Source organism: Methanobrevibacter sp. (assembly GCF_045603845.1).
In the GTDB taxonomy this organism is placed as follows: domain Archaea; phylum Methanobacteriota; class Methanobacteria; order Methanobacteriales; family Methanobacteriaceae; genus Methanocatella.
This window is the reverse complement of record NZ_JAZUMY010000009.1, coordinates 13,813-37,852: the sequence shown is the minus strand read 5'-3', so window position 1 is coordinate 37,852 and position 24,040 is coordinate 13,813. Positions and strand designations below refer to the sequence as shown.

Genomic DNA, 24,040 nt, shown 5'->3' with positions numbered 1-24,040 from the left:
TTACCTGAGTTAATAATCCTTTTAGCTTCTCTTGAATTATCAGCTAATTTTAAAATATCCCTGATAACTAAAGTTAATGGTATTGCATCAGCAATAGCGTGAGAACCTGCGGAAGGTTTTACAGTCCAGGTATCTTCTTTAGGATGAATAGGCCAAGTTTTAGGTGCTTTGTATCTTTTAAGATGTTTTCTAGATCCCATTTTAGCCATTTTAATTATCTCCTCTATTTTTAATTCTTCTATCGTCTTTTGTATCAGCATCAATAATCATTAAGTTAGATGGATCAACTGGAAGGAAAACTGCAGTTCCGTCAGGTTTTGATAAGGTAACTTCTTCAATAGTTACTTTGTAAGAACCGTAATCAACTCCGAGAACTTCTCCTTCATGTCCTTTGAAATCTCCACGGAGAACTCTAACTTTATCCCCTGTTCTTAATGGTAAAGACCTTTTACCTAAATCTGCCCTTAAATCTTTACTTAAAGTAGCACTTAAATGTTTACCACGTGTATGAGCAGGAGCATTATAAAGAGCTTTTCTTTGTTTTCTTGGTTGTTTTGACATTTTTTCACCTATACTAAAATATTTGCTGCACTACCTACACTAGGCCATCTGTCAGCAGCTTCTTTAGCTACAGGACCTCTGATTTCAGATCCTTTTAATATTCCTTCAGGAGTAATGATAACAGCAGCATTATCTTCAAATTTAACACGAAGACCATCAGCACGCCTATATTCCTTTTTTTGTCTAATTACTACTGCGTTAACGATTTCTCTCCTCATATCAGCAGTTCCTTTTTTAACAGAAGCAACAACTAAGTCTCCAACACCAGCAACGTCTAATCTTCTTCTTACCCCTTTAAATCCTTTTACGGAAATAATTTCGATTTCACGTGCACCAGTGTTATCAACACATTGGAGTCTTGCTCCAATTGGTAATGCTTTAGATACACTTGATGTTAATGGTTTCATATTATTTACTCTCCTTTAACCTCAACTAAAACAAAATGTTTAGTTTTACTTAATGGTCTGCATTCTGCAACTTTTACAGAATCACCAACATTCACATCTAAACAATCTGGTTTGTGAACATTGATTTTAGATTTTCTTTTTTCGTATCTTTCATATTTTCTAATGAATTTATAGTAACTACGTTCGACACTAATAGTCCTTTCAGCTTTGTTACTTACAACAATGCCTTCAAGAACTTGACCTCTTACAGGTAAAGTCCCGTGGAAAGGGCAGTTAGGATCATCACATGTAGTTTCTGGTTCTTGAACATTAAGCCCAACCATATTATCACCATTTAAATTTTTTTAAACCTTTTTTTTATTCTATCTTCAGGACGAATAGACAAAATATCACCAATCACTTCGACCTTTTCACCAGACGGAATTTCGAAAGTGAAAATTGAACCTTTTTTTGGGATTAATTTTTCCTGACCCTCAGATTCAATTTTAAAGGTATTTTTTGTCTCATCAATAACCGTTCCATATAAATTAAGAGATTTAACAGTTTTACTTTTTACGTCAACATTCAGTCCAATGAATTCATGATGCACCAAATTGTTTGCAGTAATCATATTCCCAATCTCTTAACTAAAACATTTATAATAAATCATGCAGAAAAATTATAAAATTTTATTGAATATATCGAAGGATTTATCTTCTTTTTTTATTATTTTTCTTAGATTCACGAATTTCAATTGTATCAGATGAGAAACCCATTTCAGATAAAACTTCTTTGACTTTTACTTTATGGTCACCTTGAAGCTCTATTTGGCTATTTTTAGCAGTTCCTCCACAAGCACATTTTGCTTTAAGAGTTTTAGTAAGCTCTTTGATATCAATATCATGTTCATCGATACCTTCGATAATAGTCATGAGTTTTCCAAATCTTCTTCTAACTGTAAAAACCTTTACAGCTTGAACTTCACGTGCTATTTCTTCACAAACACAAAGTTCTTCGGGAAGCCCACATACATCACAGATTTTTGACATTTAATTCTCCTTCTGTTTTTCATTCAATATTGTAAGAACACGAGCAATTGTTCTTTTTAATTCTCTAATTTTTCCAGGGTTTTCGTTAACCCCAGCAGCTGCACTTTTAGAAACATTTTTGGATAATTCCGCTCTGAGTTCAATTAATTTTTCTTGAATCTCATCAACTTCCATGTCCCAAATTTCTTTACTTCTTAAAATCGCCATTGTTCCAACTCTTTTAAGATAATTAAATTTAGTATTTAACTATCGTCTTCTTCTACTTCTTCAGTAGCTTCTTCTTCAACAACTTCTTCTAATTCCTCTAAATCCTCAATTTCCTCGATGATTTCTTCTTCGATGACTTCTTCAGTTTCAACATCGATTTCTTCTTCAATAACTTCACCATCATCTTCTTCGATGATCATTTTTGGAGGAAGAATTTCTACGGAATCAGGTAATACAGTTTCTGGAGGCATAATTCTTACATAAATACCTAATACACCAGGTTTTAATTGAACTGTTGCAAATCCTTCTTCAACTAATCTGATGGAAGGTTCACCACATTTTTTAATGTATCCTTCAACAAATTTAGCAACAGCAGATCTTGAACCTCTGATTTTACCAGAAATAGTAACTTCTACACCTTGAGCTCCAGCTCCCATAATTCTACGAATAGTGGAATAAGCAACTCTTCTGAAGTGCATACCCCTTTGTAACATGTTAGCTATTTTATAAGCCATGATTTTAGGGTTGAGTTCAGGAACAGCAACTTCTTTAACTTCAATTTGAGGATTGTCTAATCCAAATTCGTTTTTAAGAGTGTTGGTAATAGATCTGACATTTTTTCCACCTCTACCAATTACCATACCTGGTCTTTCAGCGTAAACAATGACCATGGTACCTAAAGGTGTAATCTGAACATCCATACCACCGTATCCTGCTCTTTCAAGTTCTTTTTCTAAATATTCATCAATTCTGGTTCTTCTAAGGCCCTCTGTGACAAAATCTTTTTCTATCATTAGTTAGCCTCCTGTAAAACTATTTGAATGTGAGTTGTAGGTGTATTGAACGGAGTCATTCTACCGAATGCTCTAGGGATGTAACCTCTGATAACAATACCTCTGTGGCTTGAAATATGTTCAATGAATAATTTTTCAGTGTCCATACCTTTGTATTCAGCATTAGCTTCAGCATTTTCTAAAACTTTTAATATTTGTTCTGCTGCTTTTACAGGGTATCTGCCGCTAGGCCATCCTTCTTGTCCTTTTCTGTGACCGACACCTTTGTTGTGTCTTTTGAAAGGAACTGATTTTTTCATTTCAATAACATCTTCTAAATAAGTTTTAGCTTTAGCTACTTCCATTCCTCTTATTGCGTTGCAAATTTCAACACTGTGTTTAGGGGAAATCTTGAGAGATTTTGCCATAGCACGTGCAGTTTTTGCTTCGTCAACATCTTTATTATAAGCATATCCATTTTTAGCCATGATCTAATCTCCTTATTTAAGTGGTACAAACATAGATGATCTTGTAGCTCCCATACCTGGGTCCCCATGTTGAACTCTTTGTCTGGTTGGTGCATATTCACCAAAGTAATGACCGAGCATTTCTGGAGTAATTTTCACTTCAACAAAGTTACGACCATCGTAAATACCGAAAGTGGTTCCAACCATTTCAGGTATAACAATCATATCTCTACAATGGGTCCTTACAACGACAGGACGACCATCTTTAGTTCCTTCTTTATTCAACTTTCTCATTTTATCCAAAACTTTTTGTTGTCTTGGTAAGAATCCTCTTTTTAAAGATCTTCTTTGTCTTGCAGGATATAATTTCATTACTTCCTCTAAAGACATTTCTTGTAATTCTTCAAGAGTATAACCTTTATATTTAAATACTTTTCTTGCCAATGGAACACCCTCTATCTATCTTTTTAATCCAGTTCTTCTAGCTGCAATTGAACCAACTTTTCTTCCTGGTGGTGCATGTCTTGAAATAGTAGTAGGACGACCAGGATGTTGTCTGTTACCTCCCCCGTGAGGGTGATCTACTGCGTTCATTGCTACTCCTCTAACAGTCATACATTTCTTACCTTTAGCTTTAAGAGCGTGCCATCTTTTACCGGCTTTGAGATAAGGTTTATCTTTTCTACCTCCACCAGCTACAACACCGATACTTGCACGACAATTAGGGTTTAAATATTTTAATTCACCTGATGGTAATTCAACAACAGTTTGATTAGCATCGTGAGTAATTAAAGAAGCATAAGTTCCAGAAGATCTTACGAAACGACCACCGTCTCCAGGAGTATTTTCAATATCGTAAATTGGAGTACCTTCAGGGATTTCAGCGAGTGGTAATGTGTTACCAAATTTGATAGGTGCGGAAATACCACATTCAATTTCATCATCCACTTGAATGCTTTCAGGTGCTAAGATAAATTTCTTTTCTCCGTTTTCGAATTTTACTTCTGCGATAGGAGCGGTTCTTGCTGGGTCATGGACAATGTCAATGACTTTACCTTTAATACTACCTTCTTTTTCTAATGCATCGAAAGATCTGTATCTAATTTTATCTTTAAAACGATGAGAAGCAACACGATGAGTAGGAGTTCCTTTACCTCTTCTTTGATGTATTAATCGTTTTCCCATTCAAATTCCTCCTTAGAATACTCCTATTCTGACAGCAAGTTCTTCTGCCATTTCTTCTTCTACAAGTTTAATGTATGCTACTTTTTCACCTTTAGTAGTAATGTGAGTATTAACTCTAGCTACTTTTTCTTCGTATAAGTCTTCAAAAGCTCTTTTGATTTGGCCTTTGTTAGCTGTACGACGTACGACAAAAGTAATTTCATTATTTAAGTCGATTAAATTCATGGTTTTTTCAGTAACATGAGGTTTAATAATAATTGAGTATGAATCCATAATAATCACCTTAATTTATCCAAATTATTGGAATAAACCTCCTAACTTTTCTACAGCAGATTTAGTGTAAATAGTAAGTCTTCCTGGGTGAGTACCTGGTGCTAATAATTCAGCGTTTAAGTTGTCAACAACTACAACATCTACACCAGCGTGGTTTCTTGCACCTAAGCTGATACCATCATCTTCACCAACAACTAAAAGAGGTCCTTTTACTTTTTTGTATTTTCTTCCTCTTGTTTTACCTCTACCTGCTCTAATTCTTTTACCTTCTTTTGCACGAATAATATCATCATAAACTCCTAAACTTTGGAAGATTTCACGAGTTTGTTTAGTAGTTTTTACAGAACAGATTTCGTCTTCAACAATGATAGGTACTTGTTCTAAATCGTCAACTTTGTGACCTCTGTTAGCAACAAGTTCTTTGTTGGTAGTTGCTGCGATAGCAGATCTAATAGCGAATCTTTTTTCTTTTATGTTGATTTTTTCGTGATGATTTTTCTCAGCTCTTGTTGGGTGAGCTTGTCTACCACCAATAGCCATTGGTACAAAAGCTGCTCTTGAACCATTTTTAATCCTAGGAACTCTAGCAGTACCTCTACCGGAACCCCAACCTTTAGCTGAAGTTCTTTTACCTGCCATAGGGTCGTTACCCCATGGTTGTACTCTAGCAGATTGTGCTGATAAAACAGCTCTTTTGATTAAATCTGGTCTGTACACTTCATCAAAAATTGCAGGAAGTTCGATTTCTTCTTTTACTTCCCCATTAATAGAATAAACATTAGCCTTCATGATTATACCCCTTGTTTAGATTTAGTACTTATATAATTGATTTGAGGTATATCCTCAGATTTCTTATTAGGTCTAATAGCTTGTCTTAAAATAACTAACCTTTTGGATGGTCCTGGAAGAGAACCTTTTACTAAGATATAATCATTTTTAACAACACCATATTTAATAAATCCACCATCTGGGTTGATTTGATCAACTTCATCTGCAGATGCAATTTTTAAAATCCTTTTATTGAATTCAGTTCTTTTATGGTATCCCATTTGACCTGCTTGTGCTACAGTCCACATAGTTCTTCTTGGAGTCCAAGGACCAATTGAACCGACGTGTCTTCCTTTACCACTTCTAGTAGCTTTACCATATTGAATTCTAATATTCCATCTTTTAACTACACCCTGGAATCCTTTTCCTTTTGTAGTTGCGATTGCATCAACAAATTGACCTTCATTAAAGATTTCACTAGCTTTTACTTCATTGCCTAATAATTCCAAAGCAGTATTTAATTTTTCTTCAGCGTTTGCGCCTCCGATACCACATTCAAATATGTCTGGTTTTTTCTTAGGTACGCTAGTCACTTTAGGATTGGTGTGTACTAAGACTTTAATATCTTCTGTGCGATCTAAAACACCTTGTATTTTTGCAATAGCTTCAGATTTATTGTATTCTTTAGGAAGTGAAATTTTCCTAGAGAGTTCTTCATCCAAATTATCTGCAAGTACTTCGGTGATTACTTTCAATCCACGAGAAGTTCTTTCATATGCTCTAATTCCCATCACTACGACCGGAGGGACTTCCAAAACAGTAACTGGAGTGAAAACTTCCATACCATTAGTTGGAGAGTTTTTATCGGTATCAGTAATCAATGTATGAGTCATACCGACTTTATACCCTGCGAGGCCTAGTAATTTTGGTTCATCATTTTGCGGCCAAGCCTTTACTCTAGGGGTTTCTTTTGCTGCTCTTTTCCTTGGACTGTAAGCAACAGACCCTTTTCTTGGCTGGTGATGTCTTACCATTCATTAACCTCCTTAATATATATTTTTCCTTTATTTTAATTATATTCAAATTTTTAATAGCTTGAACTAAGCTATTTTGACAAAATTATCAAAAAATAATTCCGTCGAAATAATAAATAGCTGTAAAAAACATTACAACTAGATAAATATTATTGCAATATATTCTAAATGAGCTAAAATTTATTTGAAGCACAATAAAGAATTTATTTAATGTATAAATAATTCTGCGCCAAGTTATTTTTGGAGAGTCCCAAAAATATCAATGTATAAAAAGTTGAGCAAGTAATCTATTAGCAGTGTAAAAACTAATAAACAAAGTGAATTAAAATCTCATAAAGTTAAATAAAGAAAGCGTAGCGACAACTGCCTCTTCAGTTCTGTCAGTTTCAGTACCCTGACCAGGTATAGTATTTAATTTAACTAAATCCCAATTAGGATTAGAAACATCTTCTTGAATTGAAGAATAAGGGCCACCAAACAAAATAGCAATACTTCTAGATTCTTCTACTTTATGCTTTAATTCATCAAAAATAGAATCAATATAATCTCCATATCTTGTAGTTTCAATTACAAGATCCGGTTTAATTAATTTTAAGCTATTTTTAAGACTCTTATTAGAGGACATAACATTATATCCCCAGTAAATGTCATCTGGTTTATCAGGTGTGACTATTACTTCTTTCTTAGCTATTTTAGCAATCTTAAAGTCAAAGATTTGTTTAACTGAAAGTTGCTCTTTGCAGAATGCAAGTTTATCCATACCTATATCAACAAAAGTTCCTTTATTGTTTCTTTTAACAGTGAAACCTTGTCTATAATCACCGACGTCAGGTTGACTATTCAAAGGATGATGTGGAGTTCTTAGCGGCGGGAGAATACCTACATGCTTAAGTTCCTTTTTTATTGGAAAAGCTTGTTTCCTCAAATATTGAGGTGTGTCCATAAAACTTAAAACCTCAGCCATAAAGGCTCCGTCACTTTCTCCATCTTCATTTTTCATATGGTCATCATTATAAATAACCACATTATCTGCTTGAAACACGGCTAAAGCTCTACCTAAAATCCCTACTTTATAAGTACGGACCTTGAGATCTTTAGACTCAGAAAGAAATGAATTTGGAATAAATATAGATAGCTCGTCTTTATACATCATACATAATATATTATGTAAACTATATAAAGATTACCCTACATTTAACTTCACTAAAATAGATTTACACATTTTAAGTATTATATCAACTATAATACCCGTAGCTCTTTTTATGCTACCAACTTTTTTATACTCAGAGAATATATTAATATTATATATTATGTATCTACTATATAAAGGTATGCATTTTTAGGATAAAAAAAAGAAAAAATAGAGTTTTTTAAAAAAATTAAATAACAGTAACTCTATTTCCAATGGCCAATTGGTCATAAACCGAAGTAATTATATATTCCCCGGAAGGCAGGTTAATATTCAATTTGGCAAAACCGTCACTGCCGGTTAATCGGTTATAAAAGACACCGTTAATGTTAAATGTAATGTTCTGTCCGGAACAAGGTTTTCCAACACCGTCAATAAGCTTTGCAACAAACTGATCAGGACTGCCATAATTTTTAACCAAATCCTCAGCAAACAATACTGGGAGAACCGTGATTTTATTTGAAACCAGACATCCATTATAGTTGGCGGTTATTGTATAATTTCCCGGCTGCAAGTTAATATTAAGTTTAACATGACCTGTAGCATTGGATATCCTATTATAAAACACTCCATTAATATTGAACGTCACGTTCTCACCTGAAACCGCATTTCCCTGTCCGTCAACGATACTGATAACGTATTGGCTTGCATTTCTATAATATTTAACAAGGTCATTATTTTCCATGATAGATGGGATTACAGTTATTAAATTAGAAATTCTCTCACCAGTTAAAGTGTTTAAGGAAGTAATTATATAAGATCCCTGATTTAGATTGATGTTCAATTTAGCAACACCTACAGAATTGGTTGTGCGATTATAGAACACTCCATTAATGTTGAAGGTTACAGTAGTGTTTGCCAGATGATGTCCCGTAAAGTCAGTGAATATTGCATAGAACTGAGAATCATTCTTATATATCTTAGTTAAATTTGATGCATCAACCGTTGATTTTACAAATATGACCGCATCAGTAGCATATGTTTGATTATTTTCATCAACATAGAATGCACTTATTTCATATTCACCGCTATCCAGATTAATAGTCAGTGATGCCAAACCGTCGTCATTTGTTTTACGTGAATAATTAACACCATTTAAACAGATTTTAACTGAAGCATTGACTATAGGGCGGGTATTGTCTGTTAAATTAACAGTGAATTTTGAACCATCCTTATAATACATATCCAAATCTTTACTTTCAAGCTTAATATTTTCTTTTGATATCTCAAAATTCTGGCTGGATAAAATATATGTATAATATTCATTTTCAGGATGATATGCCTTTACATTATAAGTTCCATTGCTTAAACTGCTGAGTTTTAAGGAAACGCTTCCCAAGATGTCAGTGGTCTGAGAGATATTTTCAATCAGATTGCCCTTTGAATCATAGACTTCCATAACAATCAATTGATTAGCCTGGCGATGATCGGAATAGATAAGCTGGCCATTCTGACTATTTTCAGCACCTTTGACGAAGTTATCAAAATCACCAGTATTCATAACACCATCAATTCCCCAATAGGTAACATTTGAGAAAAAGATTTGGGATTCAGTGAATCTGTTGAATGCATTAATCAGCAAGTTTTTAGCATTGAATGTTGAAATGATTTCAACATCAGAACCGTTTACTGAAATGTTAAATGAAATACCTGATGATGAAGCCCTGTTGTTTATCAAACTGGAATTTATCAGATTCACATTGGAATCAAAAAACACCTGAAAAACGGATCCTTCGTCTGCAGAATTATTTATAAATCTTGAATTGGAAACAGTACCTCTGAATTCAGGCCCATAAATGACTGCTCCACTTTTGCCGGCAGAACAGTTTACTGCAGTTATATTGTCAAAGACAACAGTATTTTCATTAACACACATTGCTCCGCCATTACCTGAAACATGGCAATTGATGAATGTGGAATTAAACAAATAACTGCTTTTCCTATGCCAGTTTATTGCTCCTGCATCTAAAGCAGTACAATTAATAAAGTTACAGTTATATAATTTATTTTGAGCCCCTTCAATGTGCATAGCTCCCCCAATGAAAGAGGAACAATTAATAAAATTGGAATTTTTCACAGTCAGAAAATTATTCTTCAGATATATCGCTCCGCCATATAGCTGAGACGAATCGCCAATGAAATCACAGTCTGAAATGGTCACATACCTTGACCAAATGTTAAAACAGGACCCCTCCACTGAATAGGCATTTATGAAAGTAATCCCTGAAATGTCAAAATAATCCTGATCAATAGCAAATATGCTCGTTTTATTTCCATCAATTATAACTTTTTCTCCTTCAACAGCCCTGATTGTTAAATTTGAAAAAGGAACCGCCAAATTAGTATTATTAACTCCAGAATATGTTCCTTCCTTAATATAGATAACATCATTTGAATAAGACCTGTTTATAGCTGTACGAATATCACCAAATGGATTATCGATAGAACCATCACCATCAACAGCACCATCAGCACTTACGTAATAAGTATTAAAATCATTAGAAGACAGGTTATCCTCAGCAGAAACAAAAGGAATTAATAAAAAAAATAATAATAGTAAAACCAAATAACGTTTCATATAAATCCCCTTCGTTAATACTTTGCACAACGGTGTTAATATATTTAAAGGGTTGACCTTATGACAATCACGTTTACATCACGAGATTCCTTTGTATGGAAATCATAAATCTTTGGAATAGGGAAGCTGTATCTGAAAATATGAGTAATTTCAAAGGAAAGCTCATCGAAATAATTAATTAGGAAATCCTCTGTTGAAGCCATGTGAAATGAATATAACACATCGGGCGACAAGTCATGGGCTTTTTTGACAAATTTCAAATCCATACCTTTATCGGCCTTTTTTTGAGAACCGAAAGGAGGGTTTTGAAATATTGTGTCTGCATCAAAGTTATTTTCAAGACCCAAAACATCCTCTGAAATGAAGTCAATATTTTCAGCTTTCATATTACTGGCATTTTCTAAAGCCAGATTTATGGAATCCTCATCAATGTCAATGCCTATTGCTGATTTTGCGCCAAGCAAAGCAGACCCGATTGCAAATATTCCGCTTCCGCAGCCCAAATCAAGGATATTTTTATCTTCAATATCTCCCAAGGACAATGCATTCCACAATAAATCAGAAGCAATAATTGAAGGAGTGGAATACTGTTCAAGCTCAACTTTTGGTTTTGGATGTGGGAGAATCGATTGAATTTTCATTTCCAAATGTTTTTTTCGTGTAATTTTTTTCATCTAATCAACAAATATATTATTTATAGTAAATATAATTATAATATACTAAAAATTACTTTGAGGTTTCAAATGTTTGAAAAAATATTAATTGCAAATAGGGGTGAAATAGCTATTAGAGTTATGCGAGCTTGCCGTGAACTCGACATAGAAAGTGTAGCAGTATACTCTGATGCAGATAAAACATCACTATATACAAATTATGCGGATGAAAGTTATCCTTTAGGTAATCCTTCTCCTGCAAAATCATATTTGAATATTGAAAAAATAATCAATATTGCGCTTGAATCTGGAGCTGATGCAATCCATCCGGGATACGGATTCCTAGCAGAAAATCCTAAATTTGGAGAAGAATGTGAAAAGAACGGAATTAAGCTTATTGGACCAAGCGGAAAGGTTATCCATGAAATGGGAGATAAAATCACATCAAAAGCTTTGATGAAAAAAGCAGGTGTGCCGGTTATTGAAGGAACTCCTGAAGGAGTAAGCGATATCGAAGAAGCAAAAGAAATTGCAAGACAAATCGGATACCCCGTTATTGTCAAAGCTTCCGCAGGTGGTGGAGGTATCGGTATGCGTGCAGTTTATGAAGAAGAGGAACTTGTGCGTGCAATAGAATCCACACAGTCAGTTGCTGCGACAAACTTCGGTGATTCAACAGTATTTATTGAAAAATACCTTGAAAAACCAAGACACATTGAATTCCAGCTTTTAGCTGATGAGCATGGAAATGTAATTCATGTGGCAGACAGGGAATGTTCCATCCAAAGAAGACATCAGAAATTACTTGAAGAAGCACCTTCCCCAATCATGACTGAAGAATTGAGAGCTGAAATGGGTGGAAGCGCCGTTAAAGCTGCAGAATATATCGGTTATACAAGTGCCGGTACAGTAGAATTCCTGTATGATAACGGAAACTATTATTTCCTTGAAATGAACACACGTATTCAGGTAGAGCATCCGATTACGGAACTTGTAACCAATACTGACTTAATCAAAGAGCAGATAAAAATTGCAGCCGGTGAAGAGTTAAGCTATTCACAGGATGACATTAAAGTAACCGGACATGCAATCGAATGTCGTATCAATGCAGAAGACCCACTTAATGACTTTTCACCAAATCCCGGTAAAATTACCGGATACAGGTCTCCTGGAGGACCAGGTGTACGTCTAGACAGTGGAGTCTACATGAATTATACCATTCCAACATTTTATGATTCCATGATTTCCAAATTGATTACATATGGAAGAAACAGAGAGGATGCCATAAACAGAATGAAAAGGGCATTGAGCGAATACATCATATTGGGTGTAAAAACAACAATTCCATTCCATAAAGCTATTTTGAGAAATCCTAACTTCATTAGTGGAGATTTGAATACTCACTTTATCGATACCTACAAAAAAGGTATTGAAAGCGAAATGAACAATGTTATTGCTGAAGATTTGGAGAAAGTCAATAAACTTAAGTCAACATTCATGCCAGGTAAGAAAATAGCCGCAATTTCCGCCGCTGTCGGATCTTACCAAAATCAAGTGATGAGTCATAGAGCTAAAAAATAATTTAATGGGATTAAAATGCGAAATGAAATAATTAATCTATTAAAAAAAGAGGAAAAGTTTTCTGAAAAAACTATCGATGAACTTCGTGACGTGGAAATTAACGATTTTGCTGAAATGATTAAGGATCTTGGTCAGCAGCCAACTGAATATATCAAAAGAGAAGAAATCGTTAAAGACTTGAATACCGAACAGATTGGAAAAGAGCTGTATATCTTCAAAGAGGTTATGTCTACCAACACGGTGGCAAAATTCCTATCCGCAAATCATGCTGAAAACGGATGTGTCATTCTTTCAGAAAAGCAAAGCAATGCAAAAGGAAGGCTAGGCAAATCCTGGGAATCACCTTTAGGAGGAATATGGTTATCAATCATACTCAAATCACAGGTTGACCATTCCAAACTGCCTATGATTACCCTGGCTACAGGTGTGGCAGTTGTAAAAGCTCTCGAAAAAGTAGGAATAACTAATGCTGAAATCAAATGGCCTAATGACATAATGATTAACGGTAAAAAGGTTTCAGGCATTTTAACCGAAGCAATTACCAAATTCAACACTATTGAAAATATCATTATTGGTGTTGGAATAGATGCTAATTTTGATGTGGATATTCTTTCAAAAGAATTGCAGGAAGGAACTACTACATTAGATACTGAATTAGGTCATAGAGTAGATGAAAACGAGATAATCAGACTTTTCCTTGAAGAATTTGAAAAAATCTTCATATTGTTTAATGATGGAGGATTTGAACAGATACTTAAAGAATGGAGAAAATATTCATATTCCATTGGAAAAATCGTAGAAGTAAGAGAACCTTTCAATAAATCCTATGACGGATATGTTTTAGGAATCAGCCGTGAAGGCGCTCTTGTTGTTGAAAAAATTGATGGAACCCTAGAAAAAGTAATTTCCGGAGAATGTATAATTAAAAATTAAATACAATCTCCCTACATTTATCTTCATTAATAACCAATTTTTCCAAGTTATTAAATGAAGATACTATTTTTTTATTTAAATCATTTAAATCCAAATTAAAAGCATCACCAGTTGACAAATCAAATCTTATTGTAGCGGATGCTCCGGGCATGGAAACTGCAGGTATTGTAATAATTCCATGTTCCCTTAACAATATAAAAGAGAATACAAAAGCAACATCTTTATCAGACAGATCATGGTTTACTGTAATTTCATCAGCCAAATCTTTTGGAGTAATCATTACGCCCGTCGGAGTTGCCCTGAAATTATTGAAATTCTCATTCAATAAATTTAAAAGTTCCTCCTTTCTTGAAAAACTTCTAATTAAATTTTCGCCATCGAAATTCTTTATACCGTTTAACATTGCAAGAACTGCGGGAGGCTGGGCTTCAAGACCAAACTGATTGACTTTGACTTTAATTTCATCTATTAACTCCCTACGGCCTGCCATTAATCCTCCCCGTGGGCCGGGCATTAACTTGTCAGTGCTGGTAATGGCAATATCCGCACCCAAATCGCAGGCTTTTGGCTGATTGAATACAACTGTTCTAAGTCTTGCTCCAGAGGCATCATCAACCATTACAGGAATATCCTTTTCATGAGCCATTTCTATGACTTTTTTAAAGTTATCCAAATCTATTACCTTATGATCCATGGTCGAACCGGTAATAACGACAAGAGATGTGTTATCAGGTATAGAAAATTCATCAAAATTATCTGTTTCACTATAATTGGCATTGACTAATGCACAGCTTCTAGGGATGGATGGGTGTGCCGGCAATTGAGCCAAATAATGAACAACATTAGTGTTTTCACTCACAAGCGTTAAAATAGTTGCAAGTATTCCTGAAGAAGTCCTATTTAAAGGTAAAACTTTTTCACCACCCATATGTTCAATTCCAACCTTCTGAAGTTCCTCTTCAAAAATAGCTGGACCGACATATGTCTCTAAAAGGTTAATCTCCGAAGGAGATGCTATAAATCCTCCAGACAAACCTGTCAAATCATATAAAGAGTTACGGGATTTATTCGAAACCCAATCTTTGATTATGGATAAAGCGTTTTCCCTTTTTTTAACTTCATCTAAGGAATTGTTGACTATCATCTAAGCATCATCCAATTCTAATTTGAAATCAGCTAAAGCTTCAAGGAAAGGTTTTAAATCTTTTTCTGTTAATGGAATTGAAGCATATTGTTCTTCCTCAGGTTCCTCATATGAATATTCCGCATCAAGGATTTTACCGTCAGGAGTAACCCAAATCATTAAACTGTCACTGACAGTATCGCTTTTTTTGGTTGGTGGGAAAAATATTTCAAAAGAGGTTCCTAATTGACTAAAGAACTTTTCTTTTTCTTCATCACTTTTATTGCATTTTTTAATTTTACGAATTCTTGATTTCAATCTTTTCTCAGCTAATTCATTAATATCAGACATATCTAAAACTCCTTAAAAAAATTACTTTTATGTAACTTATACATATTTTTAAAATTATATTATATAAATGATATTGATTAGTCATACAAGCTATTGCCATGACTGTCCATTGCCACAATCAATGGCCCGAAATCTTTGACTTTAAGATTCCAGATAGCTTCAGGCATTCCTAAATCCAGCCAGTCAACGCTTTCAATCTCTTCAACCGCATCAACATATAATGCAGCACATCCGCCAGTAGCAACCACATAAACAGCTTCATGTTCAATCAAAGCTTCACGAACACTGTCATCCATACCGCCTTTTCCTATGACAATTTTCGGACCCATTGCAATAACGTCACTCTGATACGGGTTCATGCGCATTGAAGTTGTAGGACCAATGGCAACCATTTTGTAATCATCACCCTCTTGGGTTATAATAGGTCCTGCATGGAATATTGCTGCCCCTTCAATATTTCTGGGAGCGCCCTGTTCAAGTATTCGTTTATGGGCCTGATCTCTTGCAGTCAATATGTTACCGGTTAAACTGATAACATCACCTGCTTTTAAATCAGCCAAATTTTCATCAGTAATAGGTACATTAATTTTTTTCTCCATTTATACACCTTTATAAGTACTAATAAAAATATTTAGAATTAATATTATTTAAAATATTGATAACATACCAAGTATGGAATACCTGATTCTTGAGAAAATTTTGTTCCTATATCGTGATTGCATTATTATTGGTAGGGTGTTATTTTTTAATAAGAATAATCTTTTATTAATACTGAACTTTCACAGGACTTTTCAAATTCAATAGAGAAAATTCTTAATCTAACCAAAAAATGAGAATGATTAACTTTAATATATTGTATAACCAAGTTTATACTAGAAATATATGATTTCTTGATTTAGTGATTTTCATTTTGATAAGTTTAATATATTTGTTAAGACCAAATTTTATATTAACATTAAAAAGTGTAGGATAAATTATCATGTCGAGTATGAGTAGTGTTGCAGGTTTGTCAAAATATATAACGACACTTCCCGTAACTAGAAAATCAATAACTGGAATTTGTATTATGAGTTTTTTAACAGGAGTAATTTACTGTTTAATAGCTCCAAAATACAGCCTTACCAATAATATACTTCTTGAAGGAATATCCAGCTTCATGGTTTTGGGTGTTAGTTCAATATTAAGCGGAAGTCTTAATCAATACGGAGTTAAGATTCTGCATGGGATAAACCTGAAAATAAAGCACTCCATGTTCTTGTCATTATTATCTATGATTTTTATAGCATTTATTTTAATTATTGGAGGAATAATATCTGCTTTATTCAATATTGATTTATTTATTAATTCTTTATTGTTTGGCTGCGTGCTCGTTTATGGATTTAATACATTAGTCTTATGGAGTACCACCCAGATCGGATTTTCCAAATCAGCCATAATAGGATTAATTCAGCCGATTTTGATTTTAGCATTGCTTATTTTAATATTATTCCTGGGAAGTGACGCTTCACTGTTCTCAACACCACTGATAATTAATGTTACTATCAAGACCGTTATTGCATGCCTGATATTCATATTAGCAATCTATTCATTCATTACAATAGCCGCTTCACCATTGAAAAAGAATCTGGGCATCGGAATGCTGGATTTACTGAGCCTGTTCATTATGCATATGAACGAAGGTTCTGACCTTTTGGAATCCACTTTTGAAAATATGGGTGAAGCTATAGATACTGTAGTTACATTCATTAGTTTTAAAGGAAAAAATGGCATTAAATCACTGTTCATATCCCCATCCGTACATCCGGGACCATTGGGAAATATCGGAGGATCAAATATGCCTACAATACTGGCAAGCAAATTCGACCATTTCACAATGGTGGCACATGGTCCCTCCACACATGATTTCAATCCAATATCCGTTTCAGAAATAGATAAGATTGAAGCGAGCGTTAAAGAAGGATTGAAAAAAGTAGAATATTCAAAATATGCAACTAAATTCAAAAGATATTCAATGAATGCAGCAAATATCGGAGTGCAATTCTTCAATAAGGGAATGGTGATATTATCAACTTTCGCCCCTAACGGAAGCGATGACATCGAATTTGGTGTCGGCCTTACCATGATGACACAAAGTATCAGCAACTGCAAAGTTAAGGATTCCGTCATTGTAGATTGCCATAACTCATTTACTCCCGAAAGCGGAGAAGTGCTTCCAGGAAATCCTGAAGTCTTTGACCTTATTGATGTTATCAATGAAATCAAAACCGATGAGACAAAATACTCATCCATTAAAGTGGGATGCTGTGAAGACAGAATGGAAACCCTTGACAAACATGAGGGAATCGGCGAAAGCGGTTTGAAGACAATGATTATCGAAGTTGACAATCAGAGAACTGCATATGTGTTGTTTGACTCAAACAATATGGAAATAGGTTTTAGACAGGAAATCATGGATGCAGTAAAAGATCTGGACATAGATGAGATTGAAGTGATGACCACTGATACCCACACAGTCAATACATTATCAAGAGGATACAATCCTGTAGGAATAGAAAAAAGGCCTGAAATCATAGAATATGTAATAAAAAGTATAAAAGAAGCGATTGATGATTTGGAAGAAGTTGAAGTTGGAACTGGAACTAAAAAAATTAAAAATCTCAATACTTTCGGCCCTAAAAATTCAACGGAACTCATATCAACAATAAGCTCCATTGTAGCGGTAAGTAAGATAATAGCTCCAGTTTTATTAATTACAGCATTATTTATAGTGTTTATATGGATATTTTATGGAAATCTACAAATAATTGGCTAATAAAATCCACACAATAATCCATACGAAAAAGAAAGGCAATACGCAATCCCATATTTTCTGAGATCTGTCTATTTCACCTTCAACAATGTTATCGGCAACTTTCAAAGTAGCATAAATAAAAATAACGCCTATTAATAAACCAATCATATCGTTTGTAAAACCCAAATACCCGATAGAGAATATTCCGGATAGAACTCCGGCAATGAGCCCTAAAACAACATTGATGGATGTAAGTTTTATTGTATCGTCCAAGGTATTTCCTCCATAAAATAAATTAAATAGAATAAATATAATTTAATAATTAATAGTATATTAAAGTATTGAAAATTAAAGGTGTTTTAAAATGAAAGCAATGTCTAATGTGGACATTTTTACAATTAGTGATGAACTTAATAACTTATTAACCGGAGCTAGAGTTGACAAATCATTCCAGCCAACTAAAGATATTGTTGTTATGAGATTTCATGTTGCGGGAACGGGAAGGGTTGATCTGGTGATGCAGTGCGGTTCAAGAATACATACAAGCAAATATCCTCTCGAAAACCCGACAAATCCCCCTACATTTCCAATGCTCTTAAGAAAAAGAGTCAAAGGAGCTCATGTTGTAAGTGTTACACAGCACAATTTTGACAGGGTTGTTGAAATAAAAGTCAAAAAGGACAATTATTACACGATTGTTGTTGAACTGTTCGATAAAGGAAACATAATTCTTCTTGATGAAGACAACAACATCATTTTGCCCCTTAAGAGAAAACACTGGTCAACAAGAGACATAAGCTCCAAAAAGGAATATATCTTTCCTGAAGAAAGAGGCATTAATCCAATAACGGTCAGTGAAGAAGAATTTAAAGAAGTGTTCATTCAAAACGACAGTGACGTTGTAAGGACTCTTGCTATAAATGGTTTTGGAAGCTTATATGCTGAAGAAATCATTGAAAGAGCTAATGAATACATAGAAATCGATAAAAATACTCCGAACAGTGAACTTGATGATGAACAACTATCTGCATTATACAAATCATTGAAAGGACTTTTTGATTATTTGAAAAATGAAGAGTATAAACCTCAAATCGTTAAAAATGATAGAAAAGAGGATGTTGTTCCTCTGGATTTGGTAAAATATGAAGATTTTGAAAAGGAAGTCTTTGAAAACTTCAACGAAGCATGTGATGAATTCTATTCCAAGAAGGTCAATACTGACATAAAAAACATTAAGGAAAAAGCATGGAATAAGAAAGTAAACAAGTTCGAAAAAAGATTGCGTTTGCAAGAAGAGACACTTGATAATTTTAATAAAACTATTGAATCCAGTCAACATAAAGGAGAAATAATTTATTCTAATTACACCACTATCGAAAACATAGTAAATGTTGTTAACTCAGCTATAGGAAAAGATTATTCTTTCAAAGAAATTGGCAAAATCCTAAAAAATGCTAAAAATGACGGAATGACTGAAGCCCAAATATTTGAATCCATTGATAAAATGGGCGTTTTAACATTAAAAATAGATGAAGAAACAATAACTATAGACCCTAAGCTATCAATACCAGAGAATGCTGAAAACTATTATGAAAAATCCAAAAAAGCTAAAAAGAAAACAAAAGGTGCTTTAATAGCTATTGAAAATACCAAAAGACAACTTGAAGATATCAAAGCTAAAAAGGAACTGGCCATGGAAAACATTTCAATTCCTAAAAAAAGAGAGAAAAAGAATCTGAAATGGTACGAAAAACTAAGATGGTTTATTACCTCAGACAACACTCTGGTTATCGGAGGTCGTGATGCAGGTACCAATGAAGCGCTTGTAAAGAAATATTTGGATAATAATGATATTTATTTACATGCAGATATACATGGTGCGACATCAACAGTCATAAAATTAGGTGACAAGTCATTAAATGACACAATCATTAAAGAATCCGGGGAGTTTGCAGCATCATTTTCATCTGCTTGGTCGAAAGGTTTCACAACACAGGACGTATTTTGGGTCCACCCGGACCAAGTATCAAAAACACCCGAACCAGGGGAATTTTTACCCAAAGGGTCATTTGTAATTAGAGGAAACCGCAATTACATAAGAAGTGCACGGGTAAAAATAGCTATTGGAATTGTGGACTATGAAGGAAAGCGTATAATGGCAGGACCTGTCGAAGCGCTTGAAGCACACTGTGAAAATTTTGTTGTTCTCAAACCGGGATATACGAAAAAAGAAGCGATAGCTAAAAAGATTCTTCATAAAATAAATGAAGAGGATTTGATTACATTGGATGATATCATACGTGTCCTGCCTTCAGGAAAATGCGATATCGATGAAGAATATCATCAAAGAAAATATGAAATGAATTAATCCTGATAGTTTTCAGGATTATATTCAAAGTATTCATTAGGATTTAAAACCACTGTTTCTATTTTTGGATTGAACTGCATTACGAAATTTGCAAAAATAGTCGGATCCTGCTCAATGGCTGGGAATGTATTGTAATGCATAGGAATTGTGACTTTAGGGTTCAGCCACATGCTTGCAAGAGCCGCTTCAAAAGGACCCATAGTGAATTTATCACCAATAGGAACCATTGCAATATCAGGTTTGTAAATATCACCAATAATGGTTTTCATATCACCAAATAAGCCAGTATCTCCTGCATGGAATATTGAAGTTCCATCTTCAAAGGTTATTAGGAAACTGGCTGCAACACCGCCAGGTACGGTTTCTTCAACCATATCAATATCAGAAGAGTGTTTGGCATCAAGCATAGTGAATTTAATGCCTCTGAAAATGAAAGAACCGCCAATGTTTACACCAATAGTGTCAATACCCTGTTTTGATAAGAATAATGATACTTCATGTATTGCAGCAATAGGAGCATTGGTTGAATTTGAAATATCCAAAGCATCGCCAAGATGATCAGAGTGTCCGTGAGTGACTAAAATAATATCAGGATTTAACTCTTCAACAGGAACAGGACAGGCAGGATTATTGCTTATGAACGGATCAATCAATATATGAACATTGTCATCAGTGACTATTTCAAAAGCTGAATGGCCTAACCATCTGATTTCCATTAAGCAGCTCCCCCAGCAATACTATTTAAAATTACATTTTCATCGAGATTTGATGCTATATTCCAAGTTTTTTCAAAATCGGCACGGATATTTGAAATAGAAGTTCTATCATCATAAATTGCACCATATTCTGAATTTCCGACAGTATAACCATCAGACATAATCATTGCATGTGAATCATCTGTAATTAAATTAACAGTATGTACTTTTGGGACAGTCTTAATATGAACTCCCTGTTTTAAAAGAGAAGCAATCAATACAGTATATGAAATATCTGATAAATCAAATTCATCAATGATTACTCTTGAGTATATTGTAGGCACATGTGATAAGAACCTGTCAGATAATGTATTTAAAGAAGGAATTTCCAACATTATTTCCTTATTGACTCCAACGGCCAACTGTTCAAATGCGTCATTTGAAGTAATTAACTGGTTGCCCAATAATACATTTCCTCTAAGAGAAGATGGGACAGGCAATCTTTCAGGATTGTTAATATCAATTTCAATGTCCCGAGCTTGTGGAGTTGAAGTTAAAGGAATTTCAGGTTCAAGATCTTGAGATAAAGCTTTTTTAATTTCTTCAGTCTTATCCTGAGCAACTTCCACTTGAGGAATTTCTCTTGGAATTTGATTTATACGTTTTTTAGGTTTTCTAGTAACTTTAATTGGTTTTTCATAAGTAGGGGTGAAATCTAATTCATTATCCAAATCCAATTCTTTTTCTTCCCTATTTACAACACGCAATACTGCTTTGGATTCATCGATATCAGGGACAGCGAAAAATTCTCTTGGGGATTGAGCAGCACTTGGCTCAGACTCATAATATTCCCATAATCCACTATCATCTATGTTTTCACCATAATCATAATCATCATGTTCCGGCCTCATTATCAAAGGACCATTTCTATCAAAATCATTTCTGGAACCAAAACTTCTTTTTGGAAGATTAATAGATGATGTATCGATGTCTGCAGAATTCAAGAAATCTTTAATAAGACCGCTTGTTTTCTCAGCATTAGCATCTACAAAATAGCTAATAATCAATATTATACCAACTATTGCTATTAAAAAACCGACCATTAATAAAATATCTATAAGGTTATAAATCATCACTTCATATGATATAACCACACCAATTACAAATAAAATAATTCCTGATACAAATTTCAATGTATTTCCCAATTTGTTCACCCTTCATCAATTAATATTCACTCTAATACTATTATTTATTTGTAACACCATTTATAAACCTAATGGTTAAAAAAACATAATGACTGTGTAAAATTGCCTTGAAAAAAACATAATATATAAATGTAATACTTTTTTAATTTTAAGTAATATTAATATCATTCAAAATACTACAATAATATGGTGACTAAAAATGAACTCAATTAACAAATTTATCAATGACGAATCCGGCCAGGGAGCTGCAGAATACATATTGCTTTTTGGTGGAGTAATTGTAATTGCGCTTTTGGCTCTGACAATATACCGATCATATATGGAGACAAGTGACAGAAGCCTGAAAGCAAAAGACGACATAATCGACGTGAGAAATACAATATTGCATAATAGAACACATGTATAGAAAAATAGACAACAAAGGACAAAGTAGTGCGGAAATAATCTTGATTCTGGGAGGATTATTGGCCATCGTACTGTTTGTTGCAAGTTACATTACAAACATTACAAATACTACAAACAATTCCTTTAAAGAATTAATAACACAAGAAAGAGATTTTTTAATAAATAAGATATAAGGGGAGTAAACTCTCCTTATTCATCTAAAATTTTGTTTAAACATTCATTCCATGATTCAGAATTAATATTTGTTAAGTTCATGGAAGTTCTAGTTAATTGTCTAATATGCTGAGGACATGCACTTATACATGCGCCACATAAATTACAGAATGTTAAATTGGTAACAGCCTTGCCGTCAACAATTTCCACTGCATTACATGGACATACATCCTGACATGCATGACATGATTCGCCTTTACAAATGCTTTCTTCAGTTTCAACTACTTCTAACTTACCTTCAAATGGTTTAGTAATGTTAATTGCGTCAACAGGACAAATTTCAGCACACCAAGAGCAATTTACACACTCATCTTTAACGATGGAAGTGGTTCCGGTAACTTCAGGAACAACAATTTGATCTTGCAACATACATGTTGAACAGATTTCGATAATTGCATCTTGAGGACATACTCTTTTACAGATTCCGCAATATACACATTTGGATGTATCAACTTCAATAGTATTGTTCAGCAAATCAACGCTGGATGTAGGAGTATTGCTAACAGTTATAGCTCCTGGAGGACATAAATCCGCACAGAAACTGCAATAGATACATTTTTCATCATCTATACTAATTTCTCCTCTAACTAACTCTTCTCTTTTAGGAAGTTCTCTTTTAAATAAGATTGCATCCCTAGGACAAGCAATAGAGCATCTTCCACAATAAACACAATCATCTTCACAAACTTCAGATTCGACTTCCCAAGTAGGATAATTATCCATATCTTTAATTTCAGCACCATCAATTGTTAATGACAAAGCATCAAACGGACAAGCTACAGAACATAATCCACACAATACACATGATTTAGCATTGACGGACAATAAGTCCATTTCAATTAATCCACGTGCTATAGGAACTGTCGGACCTAATCTTAAAGAAGATGTAGGACAAACTTCACTACAAATTCCACATCCTAAACATTTAGCATCATCATATTTTAGTTCACGAACCTCTGAACCAGCTCTCTCTACATTAAACATATATCATCCCTCTCAGGCTTTTGATATAGCTTGGTTAGGACAATTCTGAATACATAAGTCACAATCGTCACAATTTTCAGGGACTATTTTTACATCCCCATCTTCTTCTATGATTGCGCCTTGTTCACAAAGTTTAATGCATAAACCTTGAACTGGACAATTTTCAATGTGTCCACAAACATCAGAATCAATTTTAACTGCCATATAACCACCTCAATTACATACTCAAATTAATTTTTAAAAATTAATAGGATATGTTAATTAATAT

The 24,040-nt window shown here is 34.0% G+C and carries 30 protein-coding genes and 1 pseudogene; 6 read left to right on the top strand and 25 right to left on the bottom strand.

The annotated features are described in order from the left end of the window. The 17 genes and pseudogenes from ACKI2W_RS00850 to ACKI2W_RS00770 all read right to left on the bottom strand — a co-directional run. Positions 1-209, bottom strand: a pseudogene (locus ACKI2W_RS00850) (30S ribosomal protein S4e); the annotation flags it as partial. A gap of 1 nt (position 210) precedes the next feature. Then, complete coding sequence (gene rplX, locus ACKI2W_RS00845; RefSeq protein ID WP_407378569.1) at positions 211-561, bottom strand: 50S ribosomal protein L24; 351 nt, start codon at positions 559-561, stop codon at positions 211-213. Between the two features lie 8 nt (positions 562-569). Then, positions 570-968 (bottom strand): 50S ribosomal protein L14, encoded by a 399-nt coding sequence (locus ACKI2W_RS00840; protein WP_058739677.1) that lies wholly within the window; start codon positions 966-968, stop codon positions 570-572. Between the two features lie 5 nt (positions 969-973). Continuing rightward, positions 974-1,291, bottom strand: a complete 318-nt coding sequence (locus ACKI2W_RS00835; RefSeq protein WP_292796249.1) for a 30S ribosomal protein S17 — start codon at positions 1,289-1,291, stop codon at positions 974-976. 11 nt (positions 1,292-1,302) lie between these two features. Next, the gene (locus ACKI2W_RS00830) at positions 1,303-1,578 is read right to left on the bottom strand and encodes a ribonuclease P protein component 1 (RefSeq protein ID WP_407378567.1); all 276 of its coding nucleotides are present in this window, start codon (positions 1,576-1,578) and stop codon (positions 1,303-1,305) included. Between the two features lie 79 nt (positions 1,579-1,657). Beyond that, positions 1,658-1,996, bottom strand: coding sequence for a stress response translation initiation inhibitor YciH (gene yciH / locus ACKI2W_RS00825; RefSeq protein ID WP_058739680.1), 339 nt, complete (start codon positions 1,994-1,996; stop codon positions 1,658-1,660). Then, positions 1,997-2,203 carry a 50S ribosomal protein L29 gene (gene rpmC / locus ACKI2W_RS00820; RefSeq protein WP_149730858.1) on the bottom strand — a complete coding sequence of 69 codons (207 nt, stop codon included), beginning with the start codon at positions 2,201-2,203 and terminating at the stop codon, positions 1,997-1,999. A 35-nt stretch (positions 2,204-2,238) separates the two neighbouring features. Continuing rightward, positions 2,239-2,997: a 30S ribosomal protein S3 gene (locus ACKI2W_RS00815; RefSeq protein ID WP_407378565.1), complete on the bottom strand. Its 759-nt coding sequence runs from the start codon at positions 2,995-2,997 to the stop codon at positions 2,239-2,241. Beyond that, positions 2,997-3,464: a 50S ribosomal protein L22 gene (locus tag ACKI2W_RS00810; RefSeq protein WP_407378563.1), complete on the bottom strand. Its 468-nt coding sequence runs from the start codon at positions 3,462-3,464 to the stop codon at positions 2,997-2,999. Before ACKI2W_RS00810 ends, ACKI2W_RS00815 begins: the two co-directional genes overlap by 1 nt. A gap of 12 nt (positions 3,465-3,476) precedes the next feature. Next, the gene (rpsS, locus tag ACKI2W_RS00805; RefSeq protein ID WP_407378561.1) at positions 3,477-3,887 is read right to left on the bottom strand and encodes a 30S ribosomal protein S19; all 411 of its coding nucleotides are present in this window, start codon (positions 3,885-3,887) and stop codon (positions 3,477-3,479) included. A gap of 15 nt (positions 3,888-3,902) precedes the next feature. Beyond that, positions 3,903-4,628: a 50S ribosomal protein L2 gene (locus ACKI2W_RS00800; RefSeq protein ID WP_292800483.1), complete on the bottom strand. Its 726-nt coding sequence runs from the start codon at positions 4,626-4,628 to the stop codon at positions 3,903-3,905. Positions 4,629-4,640: 12 nt separating this feature from the next. Next, complete coding sequence (locus ACKI2W_RS00795; protein WP_407378560.1) at positions 4,641-4,901, bottom strand: 50S ribosomal protein L23; 261 nt, start codon at positions 4,899-4,901, stop codon at positions 4,641-4,643. A gap of 24 nt (positions 4,902-4,925) precedes the next feature. Then, entirely contained in the window at positions 4,926-5,690 is a 765-nt protein-coding gene (rpl4p, locus tag ACKI2W_RS00790) for a 50S ribosomal protein L4 (protein ID WP_407378558.1), read from the bottom strand. A gap of 2 nt (positions 5,691-5,692) precedes the next feature. Continuing rightward, positions 5,693-6,703: a 50S ribosomal protein L3 gene (gene rpl3p, locus ACKI2W_RS00785; RefSeq protein ID WP_407378556.1), complete on the bottom strand. Its 1,011-nt coding sequence runs from the start codon at positions 6,701-6,703 to the stop codon at positions 5,693-5,695. Between the two features lie 322 nt (positions 6,704-7,025). Then, entirely contained in the window at positions 7,026-7,853 is an 828-nt protein-coding gene (locus ACKI2W_RS00780; protein ID WP_407378554.1) for a putative RNA uridine N3 methyltransferase, read from the bottom strand. A gap of 229 nt (positions 7,854-8,082) precedes the next feature. Then, positions 8,083-10,470 carry a hypothetical protein gene (locus ACKI2W_RS00775; RefSeq protein ID WP_407378553.1) on the bottom strand — a complete coding sequence of 796 codons (2,388 nt, stop codon included), beginning with the start codon at positions 10,468-10,470 and terminating at the stop codon, positions 8,083-8,085. Positions 10,471-10,514: 44 nt separating this feature from the next. Further along, positions 10,515-11,144: an METTL5 family protein gene (locus ACKI2W_RS00770; RefSeq protein ID WP_407378551.1), complete on the bottom strand. Its 630-nt coding sequence runs from the start codon at positions 11,142-11,144 to the stop codon at positions 10,515-10,517. 69 nt (positions 11,145-11,213) lie between these two features. Here ACKI2W_RS00770 and ACKI2W_RS00765 point away from each other — a divergent pair, with 69 nt between their 5' ends. After that, positions 11,214-12,704 carry an acetyl-CoA carboxylase biotin carboxylase subunit gene (locus ACKI2W_RS00765; RefSeq protein WP_407378549.1) on the top strand — a complete coding sequence of 497 codons (1,491 nt, stop codon included), beginning with the start codon at positions 11,214-11,216 and terminating at the stop codon, positions 12,702-12,704. 15 nt (positions 12,705-12,719) lie between these two features. Continuing rightward, positions 12,720-13,637 (top strand): biotin--[acetyl-CoA-carboxylase] ligase, encoded by a 918-nt coding sequence (locus ACKI2W_RS00760; RefSeq protein WP_407378548.1) that lies wholly within the window; start codon positions 12,720-12,722, stop codon positions 13,635-13,637. On the opposite strand, the gene ACKI2W_RS00755 is transcribed toward ACKI2W_RS00760, so the two are convergent. The 3 genes from ACKI2W_RS00755 to ACKI2W_RS00745 all read right to left on the bottom strand — a co-directional run bounded on the left by ACKI2W_RS00755 (position 13,627) and on the right by ACKI2W_RS00745 (position 15,710). Beyond that, complete coding sequence (locus tag ACKI2W_RS00755) at positions 13,627-14,781, bottom strand: TIGR03576 family pyridoxal phosphate-dependent enzyme (RefSeq protein WP_407378546.1); 1,155 nt, start codon at positions 14,779-14,781, stop codon at positions 13,627-13,629. The genes ACKI2W_RS00760 and ACKI2W_RS00755 overlap by 11 nt on opposite strands. After that, a complete protein-coding gene (locus ACKI2W_RS00750; RefSeq protein WP_407378545.1) occupies positions 14,782-15,111 on the bottom strand; it encodes a hypothetical protein in 330 nt (109 codons plus the stop codon). Positions 15,112-15,188: 77 nt separating this feature from the next. After that, positions 15,189-15,710, bottom strand: a complete 522-nt coding sequence (locus tag ACKI2W_RS00745; protein WP_407378543.1) for a FumA C-terminus/TtdB family hydratase beta subunit — start codon at positions 15,708-15,710, stop codon at positions 15,189-15,191. A 380-nt stretch (positions 15,711-16,090) separates the two neighbouring features. Between ACKI2W_RS00745 and ACKI2W_RS00740 the strand changes: the two genes are divergently transcribed. After that, positions 16,091-17,923 carry a DUF2070 family protein gene (locus tag ACKI2W_RS00740; protein WP_407378541.1) on the top strand — a complete coding sequence of 611 codons (1,833 nt, stop codon included), beginning with the start codon at positions 16,091-16,093 and terminating at the stop codon, positions 17,921-17,923. On the opposite strand, the gene ACKI2W_RS00735 is transcribed toward ACKI2W_RS00740, so the two are convergent. After that, entirely contained in the window at positions 17,906-18,175 is a 270-nt protein-coding gene (locus ACKI2W_RS00735; RefSeq protein ID WP_407378540.1) for a hypothetical protein, read from the bottom strand. The two genes, ACKI2W_RS00740 and ACKI2W_RS00735, sit on opposite strands and share 18 nt — an antisense overlap. Positions 18,176-18,266: 91 nt before the next feature. Between ACKI2W_RS00735 and rqcH the strand changes: the two genes are divergently transcribed. Beyond that, positions 18,267-20,270 (top strand): ribosome rescue protein RqcH, encoded by a 2,004-nt coding sequence (rqcH, locus tag ACKI2W_RS00730; RefSeq protein ID WP_407378538.1) that lies wholly within the window; start codon positions 18,267-18,269, stop codon positions 20,268-20,270. Here rqcH and ACKI2W_RS00725 read toward each other — a convergent pair. Beyond that, positions 20,267-20,986, bottom strand: a complete 720-nt coding sequence (locus tag ACKI2W_RS00725) for a metal-dependent hydrolase (RefSeq protein ID WP_407378536.1) — start codon at positions 20,984-20,986, stop codon at positions 20,267-20,269. The genes rqcH and ACKI2W_RS00725 overlap by 4 nt on opposite strands. Beyond that, positions 20,986-22,170, bottom strand: coding sequence for a hypothetical protein (locus tag ACKI2W_RS00720; protein WP_407378534.1), 1,185 nt, complete (start codon positions 22,168-22,170; stop codon positions 20,986-20,988). Before ACKI2W_RS00720 ends, ACKI2W_RS00725 begins: the two co-directional genes overlap by 1 nt. A 199-nt stretch (positions 22,171-22,369) precedes the next feature. Between ACKI2W_RS00720 and ACKI2W_RS00715 the strand changes: the two genes are divergently transcribed. Together ACKI2W_RS00715 and ACKI2W_RS00710 are read left to right on the top strand one after the other, a co-directional pair. Further along, positions 22,370-22,576 (top strand): Flp family type IVb pilin, encoded by a 207-nt coding sequence (locus ACKI2W_RS00715; protein WP_407378533.1) that lies wholly within the window; start codon positions 22,370-22,372, stop codon positions 22,574-22,576. Then, positions 22,569-22,748 (top strand): hypothetical protein, encoded by a 180-nt coding sequence (locus ACKI2W_RS00710; protein WP_407378531.1) that lies wholly within the window; start codon positions 22,569-22,571, stop codon positions 22,746-22,748. The genes ACKI2W_RS00715 and ACKI2W_RS00710 overlap by 8 nt, the downstream gene beginning before the upstream one ends. 16 nt (positions 22,749-22,764) lie before the next feature. Here ACKI2W_RS00710 and fwdF read toward each other — a convergent pair whose 3' ends face one another. Continuing rightward, positions 22,765-23,772 carry a tungsten-dependent formylmethanofuran dehydrogenase subunit FwdF gene (fwdF, locus tag ACKI2W_RS00705; protein ID WP_407378529.1) on the bottom strand — a complete coding sequence of 336 codons (1,008 nt, stop codon included), beginning with the start codon at positions 23,770-23,772 and terminating at the stop codon, positions 22,765-22,767. Positions 23,773-23,784: 12 nt separating this feature from the next. Beyond that, positions 23,785-23,976, bottom strand: coding sequence for a 4Fe-4S binding protein (locus ACKI2W_RS00700; protein ID WP_058739703.1), 192 nt, complete (start codon positions 23,974-23,976; stop codon positions 23,785-23,787). Between the last annotated feature and the right edge of the window lie 64 nt (positions 23,977-24,040).

Excerpts from the sequence above, each read along its gene's own strand:
- ACKI2W_RS00740 (WP_407378541.1), top strand. The coding sequence starts at position 16,091 with ATGTCGAGTATGAGTAGTGTTGCAGGTTTGTCAAAATATATAACGACA.
- ACKI2W_RS00810 (WP_407378563.1), bottom strand. The coding sequence starts at position 3,464 with ATGGCTAAAAATGGATATGCTTATAATAAAGATGTTGACGAAGCAAAA.
- rpmC (WP_149730858.1), bottom strand. The coding sequence starts at position 2,203 with ATGGCGATTTTAAGAAGTAAAGAAATTTGGGACATGGAAGTTGATGAG.
- ACKI2W_RS00815 (WP_407378565.1), bottom strand. The coding sequence starts at position 2,997 with ATGATAGAAAAAGATTTTGTCACAGAGGGCCTTAGAAGAACCAGAATT.
- ACKI2W_RS00775 (WP_407378553.1), bottom strand. The coding sequence starts at position 10,470 with ATGAAACGTTATTTGGTTTTACTATTATTATTTTTTTTATTAATTCCT.
- rplX (WP_407378569.1), bottom strand. The coding sequence starts at position 561 with ATGTCAAAACAACCAAGAAAACAAAGAAAAGCTCTTTATAATGCTCCT.
- ACKI2W_RS00715 (WP_407378533.1), top strand. The coding sequence starts at position 22,370 with ATGAACTCAATTAACAAATTTATCAATGACGAATCCGGCCAGGGAGCT.
- rpl3p (WP_407378556.1), bottom strand. The coding sequence starts at position 6,703 with ATGGTAAGACATCACCAGCCAAGAAAAGGGTCTGTTGCTTACAGTCCA.
- ACKI2W_RS00700 (WP_058739703.1), bottom strand. The coding sequence starts at position 23,976 with ATGGCAGTTAAAATTGATTCTGATGTTTGTGGACACATTGAAAATTGT.
- ACKI2W_RS00765 (WP_407378549.1), top strand. The coding sequence starts at position 11,214 with ATGTTTGAAAAAATATTAATTGCAAATAGGGGTGAAATAGCTATTAGA.
- rpl4p (WP_407378558.1), bottom strand. The coding sequence starts at position 5,690 with ATGAAGGCTAATGTTTATTCTATTAATGGGGAAGTAAAAGAAGAAATC.
- yciH (WP_058739680.1), bottom strand. The coding sequence starts at position 1,996 with ATGTCAAAAATCTGTGATGTATGTGGGCTTCCCGAAGAACTTTGTGTT.
- ACKI2W_RS00835 (WP_292796249.1), bottom strand. The coding sequence starts at position 1,291 with ATGGTTGGGCTTAATGTTCAAGAACCAGAAACTACATGTGATGATCCT.
- fwdF (WP_407378529.1), bottom strand. The coding sequence starts at position 23,772 with ATGTTTAATGTAGAGAGAGCTGGTTCAGAGGTTCGTGAACTAAAATAT.
- ACKI2W_RS00840 (WP_058739677.1), bottom strand. The coding sequence starts at position 968 with ATGAAACCATTAACATCAAGTGTATCTAAAGCATTACCAATTGGAGCA.
- ACKI2W_RS00800 (WP_292800483.1), bottom strand. The coding sequence starts at position 4,628 with ATGGGAAAACGATTAATACATCAAAGAAGAGGTAAAGGAACTCCTACT.
- rqcH (WP_407378538.1), top strand. The coding sequence starts at position 18,267 with ATGAAAGCAATGTCTAATGTGGACATTTTTACAATTAGTGATGAACTT.
- ACKI2W_RS00780 (WP_407378554.1), bottom strand. The coding sequence starts at position 7,853 with ATGTATAAAGACGAGCTATCTATATTTATTCCAAATTCATTTCTTTCT.
- ACKI2W_RS00760 (WP_407378548.1), top strand. The coding sequence starts at position 12,720 with ATGCGAAATGAAATAATTAATCTATTAAAAAAAGAGGAAAAGTTTTCT.
- ACKI2W_RS00750 (WP_407378545.1), bottom strand. The coding sequence starts at position 15,111 with ATGTCTGATATTAATGAATTAGCTGAGAAAAGATTGAAATCAAGAATT.
- ACKI2W_RS00830 (WP_407378567.1), bottom strand. The coding sequence starts at position 1,578 with ATGATTACTGCAAACAATTTGGTGCATCATGAATTCATTGGACTGAAT.
- ACKI2W_RS00770 (WP_407378551.1), bottom strand. The coding sequence starts at position 11,144 with ATGAAAAAAATTACACGAAAAAAACATTTGGAAATGAAAATTCAATCG.
- ACKI2W_RS00745 (WP_407378543.1), bottom strand. The coding sequence starts at position 15,710 with ATGGAGAAAAAAATTAATGTACCTATTACTGATGAAAATTTGGCTGAT.
- ACKI2W_RS00725 (WP_407378536.1), bottom strand. The coding sequence starts at position 20,986 with ATGGAAATCAGATGGTTAGGCCATTCAGCTTTTGAAATAGTCACTGAT.
- ACKI2W_RS00795 (WP_407378560.1), bottom strand. The coding sequence starts at position 4,901 with ATGGATTCATACTCAATTATTATTAAACCTCATGTTACTGAAAAAACC.
- ACKI2W_RS00755 (WP_407378546.1), bottom strand. The coding sequence starts at position 14,781 with ATGATAGTCAACAATTCCTTAGATGAAGTTAAAAAAAGGGAAAACGCT.
- ACKI2W_RS00710 (WP_407378531.1), top strand. The coding sequence starts at position 22,569 with ATGTATAGAAAAATAGACAACAAAGGACAAAGTAGTGCGGAAATAATC.